Genomic DNA, 22,925 nt, shown 5'->3' with positions numbered 1-22,925 from the left:
CTTAATCATTTCAGATCAATTAAAATTGAGCCATTTTTGATTCTGAGTTGAATGACCCGGCTTATTTTGCCTTCTACCTACATGTATCATGAAACAATTCGTCTTTTGCTCGCTGGTTCTGTTGTTGGCAGGAGCCTGTCAGCGCATGTCTATTCCGGCGACAAAACGGGTAGTCATCACCGGTATCGATGCCTATAAAAAACCCGGCGATGATTTCTTTGCGTATGCCAACGGCATTTGGTACGATACGGCCCGCATACCAGCCTCCCAGGCCGGTGTAGGTTCGTATTCCTTTTTGAATTATCCGCAGCGCATACGGCTACAGGCGATTCTGGACAGCGTTTCCGCAAAGCGTAATTCGCCGGGAAGCCTCGAACAAAAGGTAGGTGATTTTTATGCATCGGGCATGGATACCACGGCCATCAACAAACGCGGGTACGAACCAATCAAGCCGCTGCTGGCCCGAATCGATGCCGTCAGCGACGTAACGTCACTGTTGGCGCTGGTCGCCGAAGAACAAAAAGCGGGAAATGGCTCAATCATTGGCTTTTACGTTGGTCCCGATCAGAAACGAAGCACGGTAAATATTGCTCAGTTTCGCCAGACCGGAATTGGCCTGCCCGAACGTGCGTATTATTTCAAGACCGATTCGTCAACTCTCGGCATTCAAACGGCTTATAAAAATTACCTGGCCCGCTTGTTTGAACTGACTGGCACTGCGCCAGCCACTGCCGCGAAAAATGCTACAGTGGCGTATACGATTGAGAAGCAATTGGCGACGGCCCATCGAACCAACATTGAACTCAGAGACGTAAAGGCCAACTACAATAAACTGGCGGTGGCTACCCTGAGCCAGAAACAGCCTACTCTCCACTGGACAACGTTGTTAACCAACTTAGGTCTTCAGGTTGATTCGGTTAACGTAGGGCAACCGGCTTATTATGACCAATTGAACACGATGTTATCCTCCGTCGCCATTGACGACTGGAAGGTTTATCTGAAAGCCCGCGCCTTAACCAATTACGCTAATTTTCTGAGTCAACCGTTTGTAGATGCTACGTTCGCCTACAGCAAAGTGCTGACCGGGCAGGCGGTTAAGCAGACCCGCGCCGAAGAAATGACCCAGGCCGTTGACCGCTCGCTCGGCGATGCGCTGGCCCAGTTGTACGTAAAGAAATATTTCCCCGAATCGGCCCGACAACGGATGGCGGTCCTGGTCGAAAACCTCAAAAAAGCATTCGAAACCCGCATCAACCGCCTGGACTGGATGAGTGATTCGACTAAGGCCAAGGCGAAAGATAAACTGTACGCCTTCTCGCAAAAAATCGGTTATCCGGATAAATGGCGGGATTACTCCAGGGTGGCCATACAACGAGACGCCTATTTTGAAAACCGGTTGGCGGCTACGAAACATGACTACCAGGATCGGCTGGCCAGAGTCGGTCAACCCGTCGACAGAACGGAATGGCACACCACGCCACCGACCGTAACGGCGTACAACAATCCTCCGCTCAACGAGATTGTCTTTCCGGCCGGCATCCTGCAACCGCCTTATTTCGACGTAAATGCCGATGATGCCCTGAACTATGGCGGCATCGGGATGGTAATCGGCCACGAAATCACGCACTCGTTCGATGATCAGGGTGCCCAATACGACAAATATGGCAACGTAACCAACTGGTGGGCCCCGGCAGACTACGCCAAATTCAAAGCGAAAACGCAACAGGTGATTGACCAGTACAATTCGTTTACGGTGCTGGATTCAGTGCACGTAAAGGGGGCTTTAACGGTGGGCGAAAACACGGCTGACATTGCGGGGGTTGCCATTGCCTATGACGCCTTTAAATTGACCGAGCAAGGCAGAGACACGACAAAGCTGGATGGGTTTACCCCCGACCAGCGCTTCTTCATTTCGATAGCCCGTATCTGGCGCGTCAAAACAAGGGATGCTTACATGGGCATGTACGTTAACACTAATCCGCATTCGCCGGCTCGGTGGCGCGTGAACGGGCCGCTGATGAATTTCACGCCTTTTTACAAAGCCTTTAATGTACAGCCCGGCGACAAAATGTATAAACCCGAAACGGATCGGATAAGTGTTTGGTAGCGTAGGTTAGACCATGAATAAAAAGCTGATGCGAAGTCTCACCACGGCGGGGCTTCGCATCAGCTTTTTATTCATGATTCGCGTAGTATACGCACAACACTTGTGCTACGTATCAGCCTTCGATTAGCCGGTAAAACGCTTCGCGGTACGTATCGCCGATGGGGATAACGGCTTTACCAATGTAGATCCGATTACGTTCCACCGATTCAATGCGGTTTAGGGCAACAATGTAGGACTTGTGCACGCGCACGAATCGGTTAGCCGGAAGCTTCTCTTCCATACTTTTCATCGTCTGCAAAGCCAGAATCCGCTCGGTCAGCGTATACACCGATACATAGTCTTTCAGGCCTTCGCAGTACAGCACCTCGGCCATGCTAACTCGTTGCAGGCGGTATTCGGTTTTGATAAACATAAAGTCTTTGGTACCCTCATTACCTGACGTAGGCGGATGGGGCCCGGCCAAGGACTGGTCGGACGATTCGGCCACCGGGCGCTGGATGACCGGGCCGGTTGACACTAACTTTTGCACGGCGCGATAAAACCGCTCGAACGACACCGGCTTAAGCAGATAATCGACGACTTCGTGTTCGTATCCTTCCAGCGCGTATTCGGAATAAGCAGTCGTCAGAATAACCCGGCATTGCCTCCCGACCACACCGCGCCGGACCAGATTCAGAAACTGCATACCCGTGAGCTCCGGCATTTGAATATCCAGAAACACTACGTCTACCTCGCCCCGCTGCACCTGCGTCAGGGCGTCGATAGGGCTCGTCGTAGCCCCGACCAGTTCCAGAAAAGGCACCTTGCGGATGTAATCGCTCAGGATGTCGTGGGCCAGCGGTTCGTCGTCAACGATCAGGCAGCGCATAGGCAGGCTACAAGTTTAATTCCAGTGAACAGGCGTAGCTGGTAGGCTCGTCGGTGATGTGTAAACTATGCCGGTTGGGATACAGCAGGGCGAGTCGGCGCTGTACGTTGGTCATTCCGATGCCCCCGGTTGCGTCGGTTTGGCGGCTCGCTTTTTTGTTCAGCGTATCGAACCGAAGAATGCCATTCCGCACGCTAAGGTCCAGCACCAGCGGATGGCTCGGGTCGCTCAGATCGCCGTGTTTGAACGCATTTTCGACGAACGATACCAGCAGCAACGGCTCAATCCGAAACAAGTCCGTGTTACCTTCCACACTGAACTGGACCTGTGCATTAGCCACCCGGAGCTTCTCCAGTTCAACAAAGTGCTCCAGATACGCGACCTCTTTGGAGAGCGGCACCCGAACGGGCCCATCCACACCCACTGACCGCTCAGCCGCGCTGCTCTCGTATAACATATAGCGCATCAGTTCCGATAACTTCAAAATAGCTCCCGGTGCCGCATCAGATTTAGTGTAGGCCAGCGCATAAATGTTGTTGAGGGTGTTGAACAGAAAGTGCGGATTCACCTGCGATTTCAAAAAAGCCAGTTCGGCCGTATTCCGTTCGTTCAGAAGCGTGGTACGTTCCTGCTGATGCACAAACCAGTCTTCCACAATCTTGAACACCAGCCCGACCAGAACGGAAGGAATAGCGTAGTAAAGATTATCTCTCACAAAATGACCGAATGGCGTACCCGGAAAGTAATTCTGAATACCGAACAAGGCCAACGACAGCACTTGATCAATCAGATACCGAATCCCGACAAAGAACACGACGCAACCCAGCATACCCAGCACAGCCCAGCCGTATTTTTTGCGGGTAAACAACGGATTCAAGACCACCACATGCGTCAGGTAAATGGTTAGCCATTGGTAAATAACCGACAGGGCCGCGTATCCTGCATAGAAATGCGGCTTGCCAGAAGTCAAAAATTGCGTAAGGCTGAGGGCCAGGTACAGCACCAGACCACCCAGGTAAAGCAAGGTACGGGTACGATGTTTCATAGTGCGAAAAACGAAGGAGACGCGTTAGTCGGCAAATCGGTTCGACCAACGCCCCGTTTTAACCGATCAACAGGTTCAGGCCTGTTTACCGCTGTTGATCGGTGCCGCAGCCCGTTAGCCGATTTGTTGAGCAGGTTGGTCGAATAGAGTGGGCAAAGCGTTGACCGGAGCTACACCTTTGTTCCATTCCTGGCGCAACAGCACCAAAACCCATGAAAACAATACTCTCTGTTCTTCTTCTGTTAACGCCCGTATTCAGGAGCCATGCGCAAAGAACGACCAATCAGCCACTCGAAATTCTGTTGATCGGCGCAGCGCATAATTACGGCAAAACGCCGGTCGAACAATTCGACTATCCCCTGAACAAAGCCCTGGCCTTCCGACCCGACGCCGTTTTCAGCGAGGACTTATCGCCCGAAGATTACGACGCGCTCACCGACTACTGGAACAAGGCCGCCGTCGAAAAACGACTGGCTTATATCGAACAGCATGCGTACCCAGCCCCCAACAATCCGGATCAGTTCATCCGGCAAACCTACCAGCGCCTGCGTGAGCAGCCAGCGCTGCATCAGGAACGCATAAAACTGGTCCGGGCACTGTACCTCAAACACGATTTTGGCAACGCCCGTTACCAACTCTACCGCCTTGATCGGGCCCGGCCTGCCTTCAGCAATGAAGATTACGTAACGTACCGCAGCGTCCTGGGCGAACCCGATTCGCTGTATCGCTCCCACTCCAGCGAGTATCATAATATCTTTTTCCCGCTGCTGGATAAACTGCACCAGGACCGGATTCTACCCATGGACAGTCAACAGTATGACTTGTTCTGGCAAGCCGCCTGGGATTCAGTGGCAACAAAGACCGAGCGGATCATTGCCGCTGAGAAAGACACCACCTCTGCCAATTATCAGGTCTGGAAATCGTTCCTGGATTGGCAAACCGCTTTTTTTAAGCGGGAGAACCAGGTGTATCAGACCGGTCAGATCACCCGCAACAGCAATACAGATTTGTACAATGCCCGTGTGGACTCCATAAATTTTGGGGGCGACCTGCTGCTCAAACAGCTTAAAGGCTTCCCGGCTCAGGAAGCGGCCCAAATGCGCCACTACTGGCAACTGCGTAACGACGCCATGTGTCGCAACATCGTCAATCGTGCCCGGTCGGTCGGGGCCCGGCGGGTTGTGGTAGGCGTTGGGTCGGCCCATCGCAAAACCATGATCGACATACTACGTACCATGCCCAACGTTACGGTCTATACCCTGAACGAGTACGAGCCGGAACGAGCGCAGCAGAAGTAAGCTGTCAATCCGGATTCGACGGTCACCGCGCCACCTTGTGTTACGTCTCCTGTCGCTTTCTTATTCAGTCCATACAATTCAATCACCAGTTAAACCAACTCATCCCATGAAACCAATTCGTTTTACCCAGATTACCTGCATTGCTTTGCTCATGGCGCTTTCGTTTGCCGCCTGCAAGAAAGAAGCTGACCCAAATCCTGAATTGTCAGCTCGTGTGGTTGGCAATTACACCCTGACGGGCATAAAGCAGAATGGAACCTTATATACCGTGAACGCGAAAACAACTGGCCGACTGAATGTCGTTCGCGAATCCGCTACGTCCGTGCAGATGACGGTTGACGTAGCGAATGGCAATGCCGCCGACGATATCCGGTTCACCGTCAACAACGTTACCGTACAGGATGCGGGGAATGGCGAAGTCAATCTGCTCAAAGACAATTCAGCCTTTGCGAAAGGAGGTAATAACAAACTGTCTATCAGCGTAGCCCCTACTGACGGCAGCACACCTTACGAATTAATCGGTACGAAATAAACACTAACGACTGACAGGCACTTGTCCTGAGTGCCTGTCAGTTATGTGTTGTCACATGTACGGCTTCGTCTATTCACCCAACCTACTGCCAGGCGTATGTTCTCAACCGATACCCTCCTGCTCCCTCATTTCACCAGCAAGCGTTACGTACTCATTGCGTCCATCGAATATTTAGAAGCGATGGGCAACTACACGACCGTTTACCTCACCGACCATAAGCCCATGCTGGTCGCCATTACCCTGAAACGGCTGTCGGAACGCTTACCGACCTTCCTCCGCATTCATAAAGGAACCCTGGTAAATCCAATCCACATTGTAGCGTACCGAATCCGGCATGAGATTCCCTGCGTGGAGCTGTCGCAGGCCCGGCAACTTCCCATATCCCGTCGGCAGGCCAGGCGGTTACGACCCGCCTTGATCGCCCGGGCGGTATAAAGTGTTCCCAGATGGGGCGTTAACCTGGATTGAACCGGCATTTCCTTAAAAATCTGACGTAGTTTTGCAGGACCTGGCGAAGTCATACATTCGCCAAAGTTTATTATAGCCGAATTGAATGACAGACCATCGGCCACTTTCCGTCCTGTACCACTCCGCCGATCTGGTTGCGATTAATAAACCGCATGGATTACTCGTACATCGGTCGCCCATTGCCAGTGACGCCAGCGAATTTGCCGTCCAGCTTCTCCGCGATCAGTTGGGCCAGCGGGTCTATCCCGTCCACCGGCTCGATCGAAAAACGGGAGGTGTACTTTTGTTTGCCTTGAACGAAGCCATGAATGCGGGGATGCAGCAACAGTTTGCCGATGGGCTGGTCGCTAAAACGTATCTGGCCATTGTTCGAGGGTATACCGACGACACGCTGGAAATCGATTATCCGCTCCGTCGTGACGACGGTACGGTACAGGACGCCTTTACGGCCGTAAAAACCCTGCAACGTACCGAAGTCCCGATTCCACTCGGTAAACACGCTACGTCCCGTTATTCGCTCGTTGCGTTAACGCCGACCACGGGCCGGATGCACCAGCTTCGCAAGCACATGGCGCATGTGCTGCATCCTATTATCGGTGACCGGCCACACGGCTGCAACAAGCAGAACAAACTCTTCACCGAACAGTTCGGCATGAACACTATGCTTCTGCACGCACACCAGATCGCTTTTCGGCATCCGATCACGAACGAATCTATAGCCATCACGGCTCCCTGGCAGGATGAGTTTGCCCGGATGCTCGCGACACTATTTGCTACCGCTGCCATCGATACATTGCCGGTTCCAGCCTGATTGGCTTTATATTGCCACTTCACGAAAAACCCCACCGATGGAAAATCGACCACCCGAAGCCGTTACGGATGCCGAACGTACCTACGCCATCGATGCGTTGAGAACAACCCAGGCTCATCTGCATCAGTCGCTCGAAAACCTGTCTCCGGCACAACTTGCCCATAAGCCCAGCGCGGATCGGTGGTCAATTACCGAATGCGTAGAACATATTGCGCTGGTGGAAAAAGGCATTGCGAACGCCCTCCTCGCCAGCATGAATTTACCCGAAGATCCAGACCGGCGAGCAACCATCCGGGTGTCGGATGTTGACGTAATCAAAGCGGTACGCAGCCGAAAAGTTACCCTGTCCGCGCCAACTCCTTTTGTACCAACCGGTCGTTTTGCTACCACTGACGCAGCTTTACAGGCGTTTGACGAACAACGTAACACCATCATTACCTACGTTCAGCATGTGCAGGATAATCTTCGTCTGCGTTACTTTGAGCACCCGGCCCTGGGCACGCTGGATGCGTATCAGGCAGTTCTGGTGATGGCTTCTCACGCGGAGCGTCACCGAAAGCAGGTTGAGGAGCTAAAGGCTGGCGCAGACTTTCCTCAATAAACACCGTTCATGGCATCTATTGAGGAAAGCAAGCGGGCCGTTTTACCATGAAATAGCCTTCAACCGAACGCCCTGCGGATTTTCAGCGTCCGACAGTTTAATGGCTGCTTTTCCGGCTTCGACCTGGTAGTTCATTTGCTCCTGCTTTAACTCATTCGACTTAGCCGCCCGGTCTATATTGCTTCTCGGCGCACAGGCGTAAAATCCACGGTACCGGCCACTGGTAGGCGTAATCACAAATGACTGATTGGCTGCGTTGACGGTTACCTTTCCTTTGAAGTACGTGTAGGCTTCGGTCCGGCAGTTGTAGCTGGTGGTCGAGTTGATTACGTACTCTTCGTACGTACCGTCGGCATGAAATTCAAAAACCAGCGCCTGCTCGTAAGCGTTACCGGCATACGTACCATTGTAATCCCAGAAATTGGTCGGCGAGAATGTACCGTATGACCACTTACCGACGAGCTCGGCCGGAATTTTGCCTCCTGAAGAAGGGGAATCGGCGGGTGTATTTTCAACCGGATCAATTTCAGCTGTTTCATTTTTCTTGCAGGCGGCAGATACCATCATTAATCCGAAAAGAGCCATAAAAAGCGTTTTCATCAGCATGTTGTTGTTTTGTTTAGTCCTTAATTTTGTTGGAGTATCCACAAAACAAAGTAAGACGCGCCCTCTGCCCTACAGGCGTGCTGACTAACGGGCTAAACCAGTGTCTGAGCTGACCGAAACAACGCCTGAATTGTTGAGCGATGCACGCTCAACTACTACGTTCCAGCGATACGCCCGGATTAGCCATACCTCTGAGTAGACTATTTACTCAACCAGCCGGTAAATAAACCCAGTCGAATTCTTTTGTAAACGCACTGTAACGCTCAACGAGCAGATCGTTTGCATGACATTCTTTTCAAGTGTAAGATTACCAGTTGTTTTACTTGGCCTGGCCACTTTTCTGTCGATGACCAAGGTTCCCCGCTGGGACAAACCCGAAGACAATCGATTCAGCCGGGTCGTGCTGGCCGAAAAACTGGACGAGCCCATGGCGCTGGCTCCGTTGGCCGACGGCCGGATGTTGTTTATCGAACGGAAAGGTGCCATTTACCTTTTCAATCCGACTACCAACCAGCGAAAGCTCATTGCCACCATCCCGGTAAGCACGAAATACACCAATCGCGAAGGCAAAGTACGAGAAGCCGAAGATGGGCTAATGGGCATTGTCCCTGACCCGAAGTTTGAGCAGAATCATTGGCTCTACGTGTATTATTCGCAGGAAAGCGAGAAAGCGCAGAATGCAATTGCCCGGTACGAAATGCGAGGAGATACGCTGCTGATGGACTCTCAGAAAATTTTGCTGGAGATTCCGACTCAACGTGAAGAGTGTTGCCATACGGGTGGCGGTATGGTATTCGACCCGCAGGGCAACCTGTATCTGCTTACCGGCGATAATACCAGTCCGTTCAGCAGTTTGGTAGCCGGTTATGCCCCCATTGACGAACGACCAGGCCGTAGCCCCTGGGATGCCCAGAAATCAGCGTCGAATACCAACGATTTGCGAGGGAAACTGATTCGAATTCACCCCGAGCCAGACGGTACGTACACCATTCCTGAAGGAAATTTGTTCGCAAAAGGGACCGACCCGTCGGACCGCACCAAAACTCGGCCGGAGATTTACGGCATGGGACTACGTAATCCCTGGCGACTTTCGCGCGACAGTCGAACAGGCTATCTGTATTGGGGGGAAGTAGGTCCAGACATGAAAGATTCCGTTGGACTAGGGCCATACGGGTACGATGAATTTAATCAGGCCCGGAAAGCTGGCAATTTCGGATGGCCTTACTTCGTCGGCAATAATGCCGCTTACTGGGATCGGGATTACGAAACGGGCAAAGCGGGCGAACAATTCAATCCGGCTAAACCGATAAATGATTCGCCTAACAACACCGGTTTACGTGAATTGCCACCGGCTCAGAAATCCCTGATCTGGTATTCATACCGGGCATCAGACGAGTTTCCGCTCATGGGCAATGGCGGACGTAGCGCCGTGGGAGGCCCCATCTACCATAAAGCCGATTTCAAAAATCCACAACGGCCGTTTCCTGATTATTACGAAGGCAAATGGCTCATCACCGACTTTATGCGGGGCTGGATCATGGCCGTAACCCTGGATGAACAAAGTAATTACGTGTCGATGGAGCGGTTTCTGCCAAACGAACGCTTCGACAGCCCCATCGACATGAAGTTTGCCGCCAATGGCGATCTGTATCTGCTGGAATACGGGAGTGCCTGGTTCCGGGGCAACGACAATGCCCGGCTGATTCGAATTGAATACAATAGCGGTAATCGCAAACCGATTGCACAGGCAACCGCTGATAAAACGGCCGGAGCTATTCCGTTTAAAGTCACTTTCTCATCGGCTGGCTCAACGGATTTCGATCACGATGCCCTGACGTATCACTGGACCATTACGCAGAATGCAGGTGGACCAGCCCAGACCTTTACCACGGCTAATCCTACGGTTAATTTCACAAAAGCAGGGCTGTATACAGCACAGTTAACGGTAACCGACGCTAGGGGTGCGAAAGCCAGGAAGACGCTGGAGGTAAAAGCAGGTAACGAACCGCCCTACGTAACGTTCGACATCCGTCGGGGCAACAAAACCTTCTTCCTGCCGGGTCAGACGCTCGATTACGCTGTACAGGTATCTGATCAGGAAGACGGAAGCCTGGCCAATGGCAAGATTCAACCGAATCAGGTAGCGGTGAGCATCGATTACATGCCGGAAAGTTTCGACCGGGTAGCCGTTGCCATGAACCACCGCAGTGCCGATGCCTCAGCAGGCTATGCAACCGGCCAGAAGCTTATGGCGGAGAGCGACTGCCCGGCCTGTCATACACTCAACAGCACGTCGGTCGGGCCGGCCTACCAACGTATTGCCCAGAAGTATAAAGGCGACCAGGGTGCCGTCGGCCGCTTAGCCAGGAAAGTCATTTCGGGAGGCAGTGGTGTATGGGGAGAAGCCAGCATGAGCGCCCATCCTCAGTTTTCGGTCGACGATGCCTCCGCTATGGTGAAATATATACTGAACCTTTCGCAGGAAAATAACGGAACGAAACCACTGCCCGTAGCCGGTACGTATACAACAAACATTCCCCAGGGCGAAAGCGATAAGGGCTACTTTATCGTACGAGCAGCCTATGCCGATAAGGGTACAAAATTGTTGCCTTCCATTACGTCGGAGAAAATTTTGTACCTGCGCAGTCCGGTTGTTTCGCCCGAACAAGCCGATCATGCTAAAGGGACCGAGGTGACACCCGCGCAGAACCGGCCCTTTTATATGATTGGTTCTGACTCGTATCTAGGCTATTCGCAGCTCGACCTGACAGGCATTGGTCAGATTAATTTCGCAGCCCAGGCACCGGCTCGGGCAGATGCCGCGGGTGGCATTATTGAAATACGACTGGACTCCCCAACGGGTACACTGATTGGGGAAACCGCATTCATCAGTGATCGAGCCCCTGCTCCTTCAACCGGCGCTCAAACCGCGGGAGGCACTGGTCGCCGACGCGCTCCGGGTGCAACGGCTACGCTGACACCAACAACTGGCATACACGACGTTTATTTCGTCTTTAAGAACCCCAAAGCCAACCCCAGGCAGATACTGGTGCAGGTAAATTCTATAGAATTTAAACCATCCGAATCAACTCAGTCAACCCGATAAACCTTATGAAATTCGCTCTGTTAACCGTTTCGTATTCTGGCCTTTTCTATAAAGGGAAAGCGCTATCTCTTGAAGAACAAATCCATAAGGCTAAAGAACTTGGTTTCGACGCCCTATCAATCGAAACGAAACGGCCGGTAGCCTCGCCACTCGATCTGAGCAAAGCCGATCGGGAGCGGATCAAAGAAGTTGCCGCGGAGGAAGGCATTGCCCTTTGCGCAGTCGAAAGCATGTCCAATTTTGCGAGCCGGCTGATGGAAGATCGGGAGAACAATCTGGCCATGATGCGCATGGTGCTTGAATTGGCTCGTGATCTGGGCGTTGATCTCGTTAAGGTGTTTGCCGCCTGGCCGGGTATTATCAACGACGAAGAGGAAATTGCGCTTTATGCTCCCTACGAAAAGGGGTACTACTACAAAAAGCTTTACCCCGCCGACCTGCGAAAATGGCATCATGCCGTTAATGGCATTCGGGAAGTAGCCGCCTGGGCCGCCGACATGGGCATTACGTTGGCGTTGCAGAATCACGCACCCGTACTGACACCAGGATACGAAGATTTACTGGCCATGACGCAGGAAATTGACCGGGACAATGTGAAATTATGCCTGGATGTTCCGCTCTTTCAGGAGCGCCAAAGCGATGAATACATCCGCGAAGCCGTGCAGAAATGCGCGCCTTATACCGTACTGTCGCACTTCGGGGCCTGGAATTTTAGCGAGAATAATAGAGGAGAAGTTGTGCAGGACCCGGCCCCTTCGTTCGGCGGCAAAACCAACTACAAAACGTTCCTGGCCGAATTGCAACGAAACGACTATTCGGGCTATCTGGTCTCTGAATGCTGCCTGCCCGTATTGCGTAACCACCAGATCGGCGGTATTGAGGAGGTTGATTATTTAACCCGTATCTCGCTGGATTACATGAAAGGGCTAGTTCGCAGCTTCGAGCCGATGCCTGTCTAACACCTGGTGATATGGTGACTTTTCGGTAGCCTGTTTCTTTACAGGCTACCGATATTCAGATGCCTAATACATCGCAGTTTATAAGCATACCTCACACCCTCTCTATGCCTGGTTTTCTGAAAGGTCGCCTGCGGCTGATGATGTTTCTGCAGTTTTTCATCTGGGGTTCGTGGTACGCAACCGCCGGGAACTTCATGAAAAACAACGGCATGACCGAACTCATCTACCTGGCCTATGTCGTAAGCCCGATCGGATCAATTGTGGCTCCGTTTTTCATGGGTCTGCTGGCCGACCGTTTCTTTGCCGTACAGAAGGTGATGGGCGTTATGCACGTACTCAGCGGCTTGTTTGTCTTTTGCGCGCCTTTTGCGGTTACTTCTCCCCCCTTATTTCTGGCGTTTCTGTTGTTCCACATGCTCTGTTACATGCCTACGCTGGGACTCGCCACCGCCACCGCCTTTCACCTGCTCACCGACCGCGAAAAAGAGTTTCCGCTCGTCCGGATTTTCGGAACCATCGGCTGGATTGCCGCGGGTATTCTGGTCAGTCTGGTGTTGCAGGGCGATACAACAGGTATTCCCATGCGGGTAGCCGGAACAGCCGGTATCCTGATGGGTTTCTATAGCTTTACGTTACCAAACATCCCCCCGCAGGGCGCCATCAAGAACGTATCGTTTCGGGATATACTGGGCATCAATGCTGTTCGGCAACTTAACTCACGCCCATTCATTGTTTTCATGGTCAGTGTGCTGCTGACCAGTATACCACTGGCAACGTATTTCTCCTACGTGCCCGTTTTCCTGAAAGCAGCCAGCGTATCGAACCCGGCCTTTAAAATGACGTTTGGTAATATGTCAGAAGCCATATTCCTGCTTTTGCTGCCGTGGTTCTTCCGCAGGCTCGGCGTGAAATGGGTGCTCATCATCGGCATGTCGGCCTGGGTACTCCGCTATACATTATTTGCCCTGGCCGCTCCCGACGCGGTACTGTGGATGATGATGCTCGGCATTTTGCTGCACGGCATGTGCTACGACTTTGTCTACGTAGCGGGTCAGATTTACACCGATCAGGTTGCGCCCGTGTCGATTCGGGCGCAGGCACAGGGGTTGTTTGTTCTGATTTCTTACGGCATCGGGCATGGGTTAGGCGCTTTGGCCGCTGGCTGGACCTTCAACCGGATTGTAACGGGCCAAGGCAGTGAAGCGCTTCTCCAATGGCAAACCTTCTGGATTGTCCCGATCATTTTTGCGACCATCGTTACCGTTGCCTTTGTCTGGGGTTCAAAATCGAAGTCGGCAATAACTGTATCCGAAGCCCCGGCACCAATAGCTTAAGAACAAGTCACGTATCGCTTAAAAACTTGTCATTATGAATAGCAATCGTCGTGAGTTTATAAAAAATCTTAGCCTGACAACCGCTGGCTTAGGTCTGTTTTCCAGCCTTCCGACTGAGTTACTAGCCGCCCCCGGCGCGAAGAAACCGTTTTTCAACATTTCGCTGGCCGAATGGTCGCTCAACCGAACCATAAAAGCAGGCAAGCTGACGAATATGGAGTTTCCGGCCAAAGCCAAAAACGACTTTGGCATCAGCGCCGTTGAATACGTCGATCAGTTTTTCCGCGATAAGGCCACCGATCAGCAAAATCTCAGCGAATTAAAAAAGCGTACCGACGATCTGGGTGTACGAAATGTGCTGATCATGGTCGACACGGCAGGGCCACTCGCCGAACCCGACGATGCCAAGCGCAAAGCAGGCGTTGAAAGCCATTACCAGTGGATCGACGCGGCTAAGTTTCTCGGCTGTCATTCGATTCGGGTTAACCTACGCGGGAACGGCACTGCCGAAGACGTTGCCAAAGCGGCTATCGACGGCTTAGGTCGGCTCTCGGAGTACGGCGCTAAAAACAAAATTGGTGTGATTGTTGAAAACCACGGCGGCTACTCGTCGGACGGCAAATGGATCGCGAATGTGATGCGGCAGGTGAATAACCCGTACTGCGGCACCCTCCCCGATCTGGATAATTTCTGCCTCGCCCGCGACACCAACGGACCAAATCCACAGGCCTGCATCAAGCAATATGACCGCTACGAAGGCACTGAAGAGATGATGCCGTTCGCCAAAGGCGTAAGCGCCAAAAGCCGCGCGTTTGATGCTGAAGGAAATGAGACAACCATCGATTACCCGCGTATGCTTCAAATCATAAAGAAAGGCAAAACAGCGTCGTTCCTGGGTTACCTGGGCATTGAATACAGCGGCAACACGCTTAGCGAAGACGAAGGCATTCGGGCCACCAAGCAATTGCTGGAGCGAGTAGGTCAACTGGTTTCCTAGATTAATCAACTACATGAAATTAAATTTCCTGACTCTCCTGCTCATAGCGATCGGCTATCATTCTGACGGTTTTGCCCAACGTGTATTTATTCAACAGACCGAACCGTCTCCGCAAACCCAGTACGCAACCGAGCAGTTGACGAAGGCATTGACCGCTCATAAGTACGTTATTAAAACGGATGCGAAATCGGTAGATTACACGATACGTCTGGCACCGGTCAACCAGCAGCTGGGCCCAGAGTCCTACTCCATTGAGCGGAAAGGCAATCAACTTATTATTACGGGCGGTGATGTCCGGGGACTGATCTACGGATGTCTTTCTTTGGTCGAAGACCTCCAGAACGGGATAACTGTCCAGAAGCTAACCGCCCGGAAGGAGCAGCCGCATTTTGCGTTACGTGCCATAAAGTTTGACCTGCCCTGGGACACGTATCGGCACAGCTACGCACTGGATCTGCATTACGAAACCTGCCGCGATACGTTATACTGGAAAGCATTTCTGGACATGATGGCCGCTAACCGTTTTAATGCGCTGAGCCTGTGGAATCTGCATCCGTATACGTTCATGATCAGACCGACCAACTTTCCGGCGGCTACTCCGTTTAGCGATCAGCAGCTACGCGAATGGCAGACGCTGTTTCAGGCGATTTTCCGGATGGCGAAAGAGCGGGCCATTGATACGTATCTGATTCCGTTTAACATCTTTACCAGTCCCGAGTTTTCCAAAGCATACAATGTAAATCCAAAACTGAACAACCTGACCCACCACCATTTTATCGATGGTGATACGTCAGCGATTGTCAAACGCTACACCCGTGAGTGCGTAACGCAGGTGCTACAGGAATACCCGGACCTGACGGGTTTTGGCCTGACCTTAGGTGAGGCTATGGGCGGCATGACACCCCAGCAGCGCGAAGACTGGATGAAGGCAACCATCATTGAGGGTATGCGGCTGGCGGGGCGAAAAACAAAGCTGGTTCACCGCATTCCGTTCTCCAGCACGACCGGCTCACTTGGCATTACCAGCGTTGACACGGAGAAGTTAACCCGTCAATCCATAGAAAACGAAGGGGCTCTGCCCTTTATTGAGGGCCCAATCTGGGCTGACTTAAAATACAACTGGTCGCACGCGCATTCAACTCCTACCTTGGTAAAAGTGCATGGCGGTAAGCTCTTCGATACGTATTTTAAACCTGATCCCAAGGCTTATAAAATCACCTGGACGGTCCGCAACGAAGACTTTTTCTGTTTGCGGTGGGGCGTTCCCAGCTTCGTTCGGGCGCATATTGCCGCCAACAATCAGTCATACGTAGGTGGTTATTTTCTGGGGTCGGAAACGTACATTCCAGCTAAAGATTACTTCACAAAACCCGGCACTCCCGTCGACTGGAGGTATGCCTTTGAGCGACAATGGCTGTTTTACAAGCTCTGGGGACGGATGCAATACAACCCGCAAACGCCCGACACGGTTTTTAAGGCTGAATTTGTTCGTCGGTACGGTCCATCAGCTACGAATCTGCTGGAAGCGTATGCACTGGCGTCCTCAACGCCTTTACGGTTGGCTTCGGCGTTCGACTTTACCTGGGATTTTTCGTTGTACAGTGAGGGCATGATGGCGCACGACGCCAACAAGAACGTTTCCTATATCTCCGTCAATCAGCAGATCACCCAGCCAACGCTTGACCCAGACTACGTATCGGTCAGTGATTACGTAAAGACTAAGACCGCGGGCGGCTCATTTGGCAAAGACAAAATTACCCCGCCCCGATTGGCTCAGATGCTCGAAAGTGATTGTCAGAAAGCCCTACAACTGGTACGGCCCATTAATGCATCAGCAAACCGCTCGCTTTTGTACGAAGTAGCCGATGTGAAAGCCTGGGCGAACCTGGGGTTACATCTGGCCGAAAAGCTGAAAGCTGCCGTAGCGTTGCAGACCTACCGCACCACCGGCAACGAAGCGATGAAGCAAGCGGCTATTCAACATTTGAAAGGTGCTCTACGATATTGGGACAACGTTATTGCCATCACCCGACCGCTTTACAACGACATGCCCTTAGTGCATTTCACCGAGCAGAAGGGACGTAGCTGGGAAGAGAACGAAAAGCTTCGGTTCCATTGGGCAACGCTTCGTCCAGCCGTAGCAAAGGATATTGAAATTGCGGAGAAAGCGCAGCCCATCGCTGAGAAATGATTGAAACAGCGAACTGCTGACGCAACGCACCATCCAATCGTCGTTTCCCGGCCTGTAGACATGCTGTTTATACACCCTAAGTTTATGGGCTCAAACCCTTTCTCCGGGTTTGGAAAACCTGCTGACATAGGGCTGTCACTAGTGCCAGTTTACTTTGTAACATCAACCAAATCGCAAACAGATTATGTCACTAGTTCAGATGTTAGTAAAGGAAATGGAGCAGGAAGCCATCACCACTCGTAAAATGCTGGAACGGGTGCCAAACGACAAATACGATTGGCGGCCTCACCCAAAAAGCATGAACATCGAGTCGCTGACAACCCATATTGCCGAACTACCAACCTGGGTCACCCTGGTTCTGAATACCGACGAACTTGATTTTGCAACGGCTCCTTATGAGCCAAAACGCATCGGTAGTACCGACGAACTACTCGACTTCTTCGAGCAATCCCTGGCCGACGGGAAAGCATCGATCAGTCAGGCCACAGATGAGCAATTGGAACCGATGTGGACGCTACGTAACGGCGATGAGATCTACAGCAAGTCTTCAAAATACGAAATGATTCGTACTACCTATTGCCAGGTTGTTCATCACCGGGCACAGCTAGGCGTTTACCTCCGCCTATTAAACATTCCGATTCCCGGCAGCTATGGACCAAGCGCTGACGAGCAATAATTCTAATCAAAACGAAAAAGCCGACGATCTGTCGGCTTTTTCGTTTTTCTGTCATTCCGATCGTAGGGAGGAATGACAAAAGTTGGTTAACACTCACTCTCTCGTTAAGCCCTCGTCAAGCTCACAATTACAGATTCCGCTGCCACACTTCGCGTAATTGAGCCTGTTGAGGAGTCGCCTGCGGGTCGACCGCAAATACATACTGCCTGACGACCTCTTTTTCCAGCATGGTCGCTTTAACGGTTACCTCCTGGCCATTCCGGCGAACGGCTACATCGTACGTATCGCCCGGCTTCAACTGTTTCAGGTCGCCCTGAATTTTGCCAACTGTTTGCATGCTTACGGGTTGGCCATTGAATCCAATCCACTCATCGTTTTCCTGTAAGCCCGCTTTCAGCAACGGCTCGGCCAGTTTTGTTAAATAAAACTTATTGTCGGAAAAGGCAGGTTTCATGCCCAGCGAAGCCGTTTTCTCACCGGTTGGGATGGCTGGTGTGTAGGTGATGCCCAACTTGCCGTAATACTCCTTGTAAGGCAGTGGTTCGGCGGCTTTTATGTACCGATTGAAGAAATCAGCAATCTCGGGATACGTTTTCTGCGTGAAAATGGTAAAGAATTCTTTTTCGGGGAACGCCTTGTTCGGGCCGTACGTAGCGGCTAGTTCGTTGATCACTTCACGCAGACCACGTTTACCACCTGACAATTCCAGCAGACGAATGTCCAGCAAGCCAGCGACTAAGGCACCACGAGCGTAGATGTTGCCGTACTGACGCTGGCCTTCGTCGGTGTAGCAGGTTAGCCCGAGTTTGCTTAGGCTGTATGTCGTGTCGACGCTTTTGTCGTAGGTAATCTTCTGGCTGAGTTCGTCAAGATACGTCGGCAGGTCCATAATGCCACCCCGCAATTGCATGGCATCGCTCGCCCATTCGGTTACCCCTTCGTACAGCCACAAATGCTCGGATGGCGTGGGCGTTACGAAATTGAACTGCTCAATGATTTCACTATGAATATTCAGCGGAGTAACCACGTGAAAGAACTCGTGCGCGGCAATCGACGTCATATTGTCGGCCAGTTTCTTGGAGAACTCCTCTTCTTTAATTACGTATTCTGAGCTATACGAATGTTCCCAGGCACCCCAATCCTGATCTTCAAAGTGGTACAGGAATGTATAGCGTTTTACCGGTAACTGCTTCAGGAACTGACCAGCCGCATTAAGCATTGACTGCATATTTGTCAGCAGCTGATCGGATTTGATCTTATCGCTTTTCGAGTATGTATACACGTCAACCTGCGCCCCGGCTACGGTTGTTGTCGCTTTGGTCAGGCGGCCCAGCAGAATTGGCGAATCCACAATCCGGTCGTAATTGTCAGCCGTGAAGTTACCCTTGTTGTTTTTATCTAAAGCCGTGCCGACAGACCATTGCATGGGGTAATCGAGCTTTACCTCAATGGGAGCCGATTGCATGCCGGTTGGGAAGCCAAACACACCCTGTCCGTTGATCAGTACGTGATCGTTTTCGATCGACGTGCCGCACATGTTATAGGGCTTATGTTCGTTGACGGGCGTGTCCCAGGTTTCGGCTATGCTATAGCGGATGGTGCGTACTTTCTGCGGCTGATCGAGTTTCCATTGGTTGGTCGAAACCTGCTGCGTTTTGAGTTCCCTGTCTTTGGCATCATAGGCCTTGAATGAGCGAACGTAGCGGCCAATATCCATGATCTGATACGTGCCGGGAGCCGTAGCCGCGAACTGATAAACGGCGTTGTCGGCGGTCAGTCCGTTGACGTGTAGTGTGACCTTAAACTGATCATCGGCCCGATCGTTCAGGTTCACTTCATACACCAGTGGCGTTGTGGGTTTTGCAGCTATGGCCTGTAAAAAAAGAGCGTTGGCAAACAGGCAGAAAAAGCCTAATGTCTTCATATAGTTTCAGGTAATCTGGTCGTCAAAATCAATACGAACAGGCAAGTTAACGGAATCCGTTGCCCGGCCGAAACGACACTTTTTTTACGGAAAAATTCGATGATGAATGGTAGCTGTGAGAGTGAATAATATGGGATTATTACAATTAAGATTTGCTGATGCCCGGCCACACTACGGCGGACCGTTTCGACTCCGCCGTAGTGTGGCCGGGCATCAGCAGCTACTCACATTAACTAATACCCCTGTAAATCAAACTCAGCGGAATCGATCAGCTCAACGCGCTTACCCATCTTTTTCTGGATGATCTTAAAATGATGTTCATCATCCGGCGTAATCAGCGAGATTGCTTCGCCCGATGCTTCGGCGCGACCTGTCCGGCCAATCCGGTGAACGTAGTCCTTCGGCGAACGAGGGAGTTCAAAGTTGATGACATAAGGCAGGAGCTCAATATCAATCCCTCTTGAGATCAGGTCCGTAGCCACCATTACCGTCAGCTTCCCGGCCTTAAACTGCCGCAGTACGTCGGTGCGGATGTTCTGCCCTTTCTGACCGTGAATAGCGGCCGACTGGATACCGTTCTTGTTGAGTTTTACGACCAGATTGTCCGCCGTTCGCGTCGAGGAAACAAACACCAGAACCTGCTTCATCTGACCGGTTTTGATCAGGTATCGCAGCAGCGGTCCCTTACGCTCAGCACTTACTTTATACGCCAGTTGTTTAATCTGCTCAAGATTTGTCTCTTCTTCAACGACCTCTATTTTTTGTGGACTTCGTAACAGCGACGTATTGATATCTTGTATGGCTTCACCCAGCGTTGCTGAGAACAAAATCGTCTGCCGTTTCTCAGGTATCTTCTCGAATAGCTGATTCATCTCATCGGCAAAACCGAGATCCAGCATTTTATCGGCTTCGTCGAGCACCAGGATCTCAATATCCGACAGACGTAACGCGTTCTGAGTGACCAAATCCAGCAATCGACCTGGTGTAGCGACAACAATATCAGCTCCGTGCACCGCAATCATCTGCGGATTGATCGATACGCCCCCGTACACGGGCACCGTCTTCACCTTCGGAAACAGGTGAGCGCCCAACGTATCGAACACGTCGGCGACCTGAACAGCCAGTTCCCGCGTTGGCACCAGCACCAGTACACTGGCATAGCGGCTGTTAACGGTTTTTGTACGGTGAAACAGTTCCAGAATAGGCAATACAAAACTGGCCGTTTTGCCAGAGCCGGTTTTGGCAATACCCAGTATATCCTTTCCCCGCAGGATGGCCGGAATAGCGTCCTGCTGAATAGGATAAGGTCGTGTATACTGTTGGTCCGCAACGGCATTTACCAGCGGCTCCGATAACCCAAGTGATGCAAATGACATAATTATAAAGTTTGTCAATAAAGCCAGTCTAGACCATTTATTGACTATTTTTTACCGCTCCGTTTGATGGGTCGGCCGTATTTTAAGCGTTTTTCGGCGGCATGGTCCCGGCGAACATTTACCTTTTTATTCTTATCGGTTTTCTCGTGAAAAGCCCCTCCCCCTTCGTCTGGTTTAGGCAGTTTTAGGGGCGGAGCTTTCATGTTCACCTTCGGCTTCTCGTCGTCGGTCAGTTCATCCGAGACAACCAGATTATGCGGCAGCGAATGGATCGGAATCTCATAATTCATCAACCCTTCAATGGCCGCCTGATATTCTTTTTCGGCTTCCGAAATGAACGTAACAGCGATTCCTTTTTTATCGGCGCGGCCCGTCCGGCCGATGCGGTGGATATAGGCCTCGGGCACATCCGGCGTATCCAAATTAATTACGTGCGACACCTCCGCTACGTCGATACCGCGGGCAATAACGTCGGTGGCAATCAAGATCCGGTACGTACCCGAGTCGAACAGCTTAACGGCCTCGAACCGATGGTTCTGTGCTTTATTCGAATGGATTACCCCAACCTGATCCGGAAAATCCTCGTTTATTTTCTCGAACAACAGATCCGCCTGCTGCTTGGTGGCGGCAAAAACGAGCACCTTGGTCATGTCCGCATCCCGACGAAGCAGCAACTCCAGCAAGTTAACCTTGGTATAGAAGTTAGGAACGTAATAAGCCGTCTGGGTGATGTTTTCTAAAGGCGTACCGACCGGTGCCGCTTCAACCCGAATCGGATTATTAAAATACGTATTGATCAACTGCTCCACGTCTTCGCCAAGCGTCGCGGAGAAAAGAAGGTTCTGCCGTTTAGGCGGCAACAAATCCAAGATAGTGGTCAGTTGCGCCCGGAACCCAAGATTCAGCATCTCGTCGACCTCATCAATCACCAGTTTTCTGATTGCTTTTGTCTTTAGAATACCGTTCGACAGCAGATCGACCAGACGTCCGGGCGTGGCAACCAGCACATCTACGCCCTGCTGTACCTGGGCGGCCTGTGGTTTCAGGTTTACGCCCCCGTACACACCCACTGCCACAACGCTCATGTAGGGGGTGAGCCTATTGACGGTTTCGACCACCTGCACCACCAGTTCCCGCGTGGGAACAATAATCAGAATCTGAGGCAGCTTGTCTTTCGAAAACTGAAACTGACGCAGACAGGGCAGCAAATAAGCCAGCGTTTTACCCGTTCCCGTCTGGGCAATACCGCACACATCGCGTCCTGACATAACCACCGAAAACACCTTCTCCTGAATCGGCGTGGGCGTTGTGTACCCCAGGTCATTTAAGGCGTTGATAAGGGGCTTATTTAGGTTTAAATCGGCAAATGTCATAACTCATGCTGTTGAAACAGGACCCCGAAGGTACGGCTAATCTGAGTGATTCACATCGACTACCTCATCAGAAGCCTTCTGCTTATTGCTCTGTCGACCGAAATCTTAACAAAAAGCAGATTACCAAGTTAGGCTTATATAGCTTTCCTCTGGACTTTATCATCAATCTGATACATCATCTTACCGGCTACTAACGGTACGGTTGTCCTTTGATCACATGTGGATACTTTTTTCATTACTGGCAGCCCTTGCGACCGCTATTGTTGTAACGCTTTCGAAAGCTGGCATTAAACAGGTCGATTCGAGCGTGGCGTTTGCCATTCAGTCGGTGTTGATTCTGATAGTTTCCTGGAGCGTAGTAATCAGCCAAGGGCGTTTAGCGGATCTAGGACGTATTGATCGTCGGGTATGGATATACCTAATTACAGCTGGCATTGTCACCTGTGTTTCTTCACTGCTTTCCTTCCGGGCACTTAAGCTCGGTGATGCCGCACGGACCTCTTCATTAGACAAAGTTTCGTTGGTATTTTCCATTACCCTTGCCGTTATATTTTTAAAAGAAAAAATAAACTGGCAGGTAATTGTTGGCGCCTTGTTAATGGCTACTGGGGCTATCCTCATCACCGTCGCCCGTAAGTAAGATCGGGCGTTGC

At 51.5% G+C, this 22,925-nt stretch carries 19 protein-coding genes; 13 read left to right on the top strand and 6 right to left on the bottom strand.

Going from position 1 to position 22,925, the window contains the following annotated elements:
• Window positions 1-88: 88 nt before the first annotated feature.
• Window positions 89-2,107, top strand: coding sequence for a M13 family metallopeptidase (locus tag ACYVBJ_RS05570; RefSeq protein WP_460981309.1), 2,019 nt, complete (start codon window positions 89-91; stop codon window positions 2,105-2,107).
• Between the two features lie 112 nt (window positions 2,108-2,219).
• Here the strand turns inward: ACYVBJ_RS05570 and ACYVBJ_RS05565 are convergent, their stop codons facing one another.
• Together ACYVBJ_RS05565 and ACYVBJ_RS05560 are read right to left on the bottom strand one after the other, a co-directional pair.
• Window positions 2,220-2,975, bottom strand: a complete 756-nt coding sequence (locus tag ACYVBJ_RS05565) for a LytR/AlgR family response regulator transcription factor (protein WP_460981308.1) — start codon at window positions 2,973-2,975, stop codon at window positions 2,220-2,222.
• Between the two features lie 7 nt (window positions 2,976-2,982).
• Window positions 2,983-4,020, bottom strand: coding sequence for a sensor histidine kinase (locus tag ACYVBJ_RS05560; RefSeq protein ID WP_460981307.1), 1,038 nt, complete (start codon window positions 4,018-4,020; stop codon window positions 2,983-2,985).
• A 212-nt stretch (window positions 4,021-4,232) separates the two neighbouring features.
• On the opposite strand from ACYVBJ_RS05560, the gene ACYVBJ_RS05555 reads away from it, so the two are divergent.
• The 5 genes from ACYVBJ_RS05555 to ACYVBJ_RS05535 all read left to right on the top strand — a co-directional run bounded on the left by ACYVBJ_RS05555 (window position 4,233) and on the right by ACYVBJ_RS05535 (window position 7,730).
• Window positions 4,233-5,318 (top strand): DUF5694 domain-containing protein, encoded by a 1,086-nt coding sequence (locus ACYVBJ_RS05555; protein WP_460981306.1) that lies wholly within the window; start codon window positions 4,233-4,235, stop codon window positions 5,316-5,318.
• A 106-nt stretch (window positions 5,319-5,424) separates the two neighbouring features.
• Window positions 5,425-5,850, top strand: a complete 426-nt coding sequence (locus tag ACYVBJ_RS05550; RefSeq protein WP_460981305.1) for a hypothetical protein — start codon at window positions 5,425-5,427, stop codon at window positions 5,848-5,850.
• 96 nt (window positions 5,851-5,946) lie between these two features.
• The gene (locus ACYVBJ_RS05545; protein WP_460981304.1) at window positions 5,947-6,285 is read left to right on the top strand and encodes a LytR/AlgR family response regulator transcription factor; all 339 of its coding nucleotides are present in this window, start codon (window positions 5,947-5,949) and stop codon (window positions 6,283-6,285) included.
• A 118-nt stretch (window positions 6,286-6,403) separates the two neighbouring features.
• Window positions 6,404-7,129 carry a pseudouridine synthase gene (locus ACYVBJ_RS05540; protein ID WP_460981303.1) on the top strand — a complete coding sequence of 242 codons (726 nt, stop codon included), beginning with the start codon at window positions 6,404-6,406 and terminating at the stop codon, window positions 7,127-7,129.
• 37 nt (window positions 7,130-7,166) lie between these two features.
• Window positions 7,167-7,730 carry a DinB family protein gene (locus ACYVBJ_RS05535; protein ID WP_460981302.1) on the top strand — a complete coding sequence of 188 codons (564 nt, stop codon included), beginning with the start codon at window positions 7,167-7,169 and terminating at the stop codon, window positions 7,728-7,730.
• A 42-nt stretch (window positions 7,731-7,772) separates the two neighbouring features.
• On the opposite strand, the gene ACYVBJ_RS05530 is transcribed toward ACYVBJ_RS05535, so the two are convergent.
• Entirely contained in the window at window positions 7,773-8,330 is a 558-nt protein-coding gene (locus ACYVBJ_RS05530; RefSeq protein ID WP_460981301.1) for a hypothetical protein, read from the bottom strand.
• Window positions 8,331-8,682: 352 nt separating this feature from the next.
• Here ACYVBJ_RS05530 and ACYVBJ_RS05525 point away from each other — a divergent pair, with 352 nt between their 5' ends.
• From ACYVBJ_RS05525 to ACYVBJ_RS05500, 6 genes are all read left to right on the top strand, one after another.
• Window positions 8,683-11,442 (top strand): PQQ-dependent sugar dehydrogenase, encoded by a 2,760-nt coding sequence (locus tag ACYVBJ_RS05525; protein ID WP_460981300.1) that lies wholly within the window; start codon window positions 8,683-8,685, stop codon window positions 11,440-11,442.
• Window positions 11,443-11,447: 5 nt separating this feature from the next.
• Complete coding sequence (locus ACYVBJ_RS05520) at window positions 11,448-12,401, top strand: sugar phosphate isomerase/epimerase family protein (RefSeq protein ID WP_460981299.1); 954 nt, start codon at window positions 11,448-11,450, stop codon at window positions 12,399-12,401.
• Window positions 12,402-12,505: 104 nt separating this feature from the next.
• Window positions 12,506-13,735: an MFS transporter gene (locus tag ACYVBJ_RS05515; protein WP_460981298.1), complete on the top strand. Its 1,230-nt coding sequence runs from the start codon at window positions 12,506-12,508 to the stop codon at window positions 13,733-13,735.
• Window positions 13,736-13,769: 34 nt separating this feature from the next.
• Entirely contained in the window at window positions 13,770-14,732 is a 963-nt protein-coding gene (locus ACYVBJ_RS05510; protein WP_460981297.1) for a sugar phosphate isomerase/epimerase family protein, read from the top strand.
• Window positions 14,733-14,745: 13 nt separating this feature from the next.
• A complete protein-coding gene (locus ACYVBJ_RS05505) occupies window positions 14,746-16,923 on the top strand; it encodes a glycoside hydrolase family 20 zincin-like fold domain-containing protein (protein ID WP_460981296.1) in 2,178 nt (725 codons plus the stop codon).
• A 184-nt stretch (window positions 16,924-17,107) separates the two neighbouring features.
• Window positions 17,108-17,599 (top strand): DinB family protein, encoded by a 492-nt coding sequence (locus ACYVBJ_RS05500; RefSeq protein ID WP_460981295.1) that lies wholly within the window; start codon window positions 17,108-17,110, stop codon window positions 17,597-17,599.
• Window positions 17,600-17,726: 127 nt separating this feature from the next.
• Here ACYVBJ_RS05500 and ACYVBJ_RS05495 read toward each other — a convergent pair whose 3' ends face one another.
• The 3 genes from ACYVBJ_RS05495 to ACYVBJ_RS05485 form a co-directional block, all read right to left on the bottom strand.
• On the bottom strand, window positions 17,727-19,523 hold the full coding sequence (locus tag ACYVBJ_RS05495; RefSeq protein WP_460981294.1) for a M61 family metallopeptidase: 1,797 nt from the start codon (window positions 19,521-19,523) through the stop codon (window positions 17,727-17,729).
• Window positions 19,524-19,756: 233 nt separating this feature from the next.
• Entirely contained in the window at window positions 19,757-20,899 is a 1,143-nt protein-coding gene (locus ACYVBJ_RS05490; protein WP_460981293.1) for a DEAD/DEAH box helicase, read from the bottom strand.
• 44 nt (window positions 20,900-20,943) lie between these two features.
• A complete protein-coding gene (locus ACYVBJ_RS05485) occupies window positions 20,944-22,272 on the bottom strand; it encodes a DEAD/DEAH box helicase (RefSeq protein WP_460981292.1) in 1,329 nt (442 codons plus the stop codon).
• Between the two features lie 217 nt (window positions 22,273-22,489).
• Here ACYVBJ_RS05485 and ACYVBJ_RS05480 point away from each other — a divergent pair, with 217 nt between their 5' ends.
• Window positions 22,490-22,912: an EamA family transporter gene (locus ACYVBJ_RS05480; protein ID WP_460981291.1), complete on the top strand. Its 423-nt coding sequence runs from the start codon at window positions 22,490-22,492 to the stop codon at window positions 22,910-22,912.
• Window positions 22,913-22,925: the final 13 nt, after the last annotated feature.

The organism is Spirosoma fluminis (assembly GCF_054778895.1).
This window is presented reverse-complemented; position numbering and strand designations above follow the sequence as displayed.

Bases quoted from the DNA above. Each gene is read 5' to 3' on its own strand.
- ACYVBJ_RS05560 (WP_460981307.1), bottom strand. From the start codon at position 4,020: ATGAAACATCGTACCCGTACCTTGCTTTACCTGGGTGGTCTGGTGCTG.
- ACYVBJ_RS05565 (WP_460981308.1), bottom strand. From the start codon at position 2,975: ATGCGCTGCCTGATCGTTGACGACGAACCGCTGGCCCACGACATCCTG.
- ACYVBJ_RS05555 (WP_460981306.1), top strand. From the start codon at position 4,233: ATGAAAACAATACTCTCTGTTCTTCTTCTGTTAACGCCCGTATTCAGG.
- ACYVBJ_RS05490 (WP_460981293.1), bottom strand. From the start codon at position 20,899: ATGTCATTTGCATCACTTGGGTTATCGGAGCCGCTGGTAAATGCCGTT.
- ACYVBJ_RS05570 (WP_460981309.1), top strand. From the start codon at position 89: ATGAAACAATTCGTCTTTTGCTCGCTGGTTCTGTTGTTGGCAGGAGCC.
- ACYVBJ_RS05505 (WP_460981296.1), top strand. From the start codon at position 14,746: ATGAAATTAAATTTCCTGACTCTCCTGCTCATAGCGATCGGCTATCAT.
- ACYVBJ_RS05545 (WP_460981304.1), top strand. From the start codon at position 5,947: ATGTTCTCAACCGATACCCTCCTGCTCCCTCATTTCACCAGCAAGCGT.
- ACYVBJ_RS05535 (WP_460981302.1), top strand. From the start codon at position 7,167: ATGGAAAATCGACCACCCGAAGCCGTTACGGATGCCGAACGTACCTAC.
- ACYVBJ_RS05530 (WP_460981301.1), bottom strand. From the start codon at position 8,330: ATGAAAACGCTTTTTATGGCTCTTTTCGGATTAATGATGGTATCTGCC.
- ACYVBJ_RS05520 (WP_460981299.1), top strand. From the start codon at position 11,448: ATGAAATTCGCTCTGTTAACCGTTTCGTATTCTGGCCTTTTCTATAAA.
- ACYVBJ_RS05495 (WP_460981294.1), bottom strand. From the start codon at position 19,523: ATGAAGACATTAGGCTTTTTCTGCCTGTTTGCCAACGCTCTTTTTTTA.
- ACYVBJ_RS05525 (WP_460981300.1), top strand. From the start codon at position 8,683: ATGACCAAGGTTCCCCGCTGGGACAAACCCGAAGACAATCGATTCAGC.
- ACYVBJ_RS05550 (WP_460981305.1), top strand. From the start codon at position 5,425: ATGAAACCAATTCGTTTTACCCAGATTACCTGCATTGCTTTGCTCATG.
- ACYVBJ_RS05540 (WP_460981303.1), top strand. From the start codon at position 6,404: ATGACAGACCATCGGCCACTTTCCGTCCTGTACCACTCCGCCGATCTG.
- ACYVBJ_RS05500 (WP_460981295.1), top strand. From the start codon at position 17,108: ATGTCACTAGTTCAGATGTTAGTAAAGGAAATGGAGCAGGAAGCCATC.
- ACYVBJ_RS05510 (WP_460981297.1), top strand. From the start codon at position 13,770: ATGAATAGCAATCGTCGTGAGTTTATAAAAAATCTTAGCCTGACAACC.
- ACYVBJ_RS05515 (WP_460981298.1), top strand. From the start codon at position 12,506: ATGCCTGGTTTTCTGAAAGGTCGCCTGCGGCTGATGATGTTTCTGCAG.
- ACYVBJ_RS05480 (WP_460981291.1), top strand. From the start codon at position 22,490: ATGTGGATACTTTTTTCATTACTGGCAGCCCTTGCGACCGCTATTGTT.
- ACYVBJ_RS05485 (WP_460981292.1), bottom strand. From the start codon at position 22,272: ATGACATTTGCCGATTTAAACCTAAATAAGCCCCTTATCAACGCCTTA.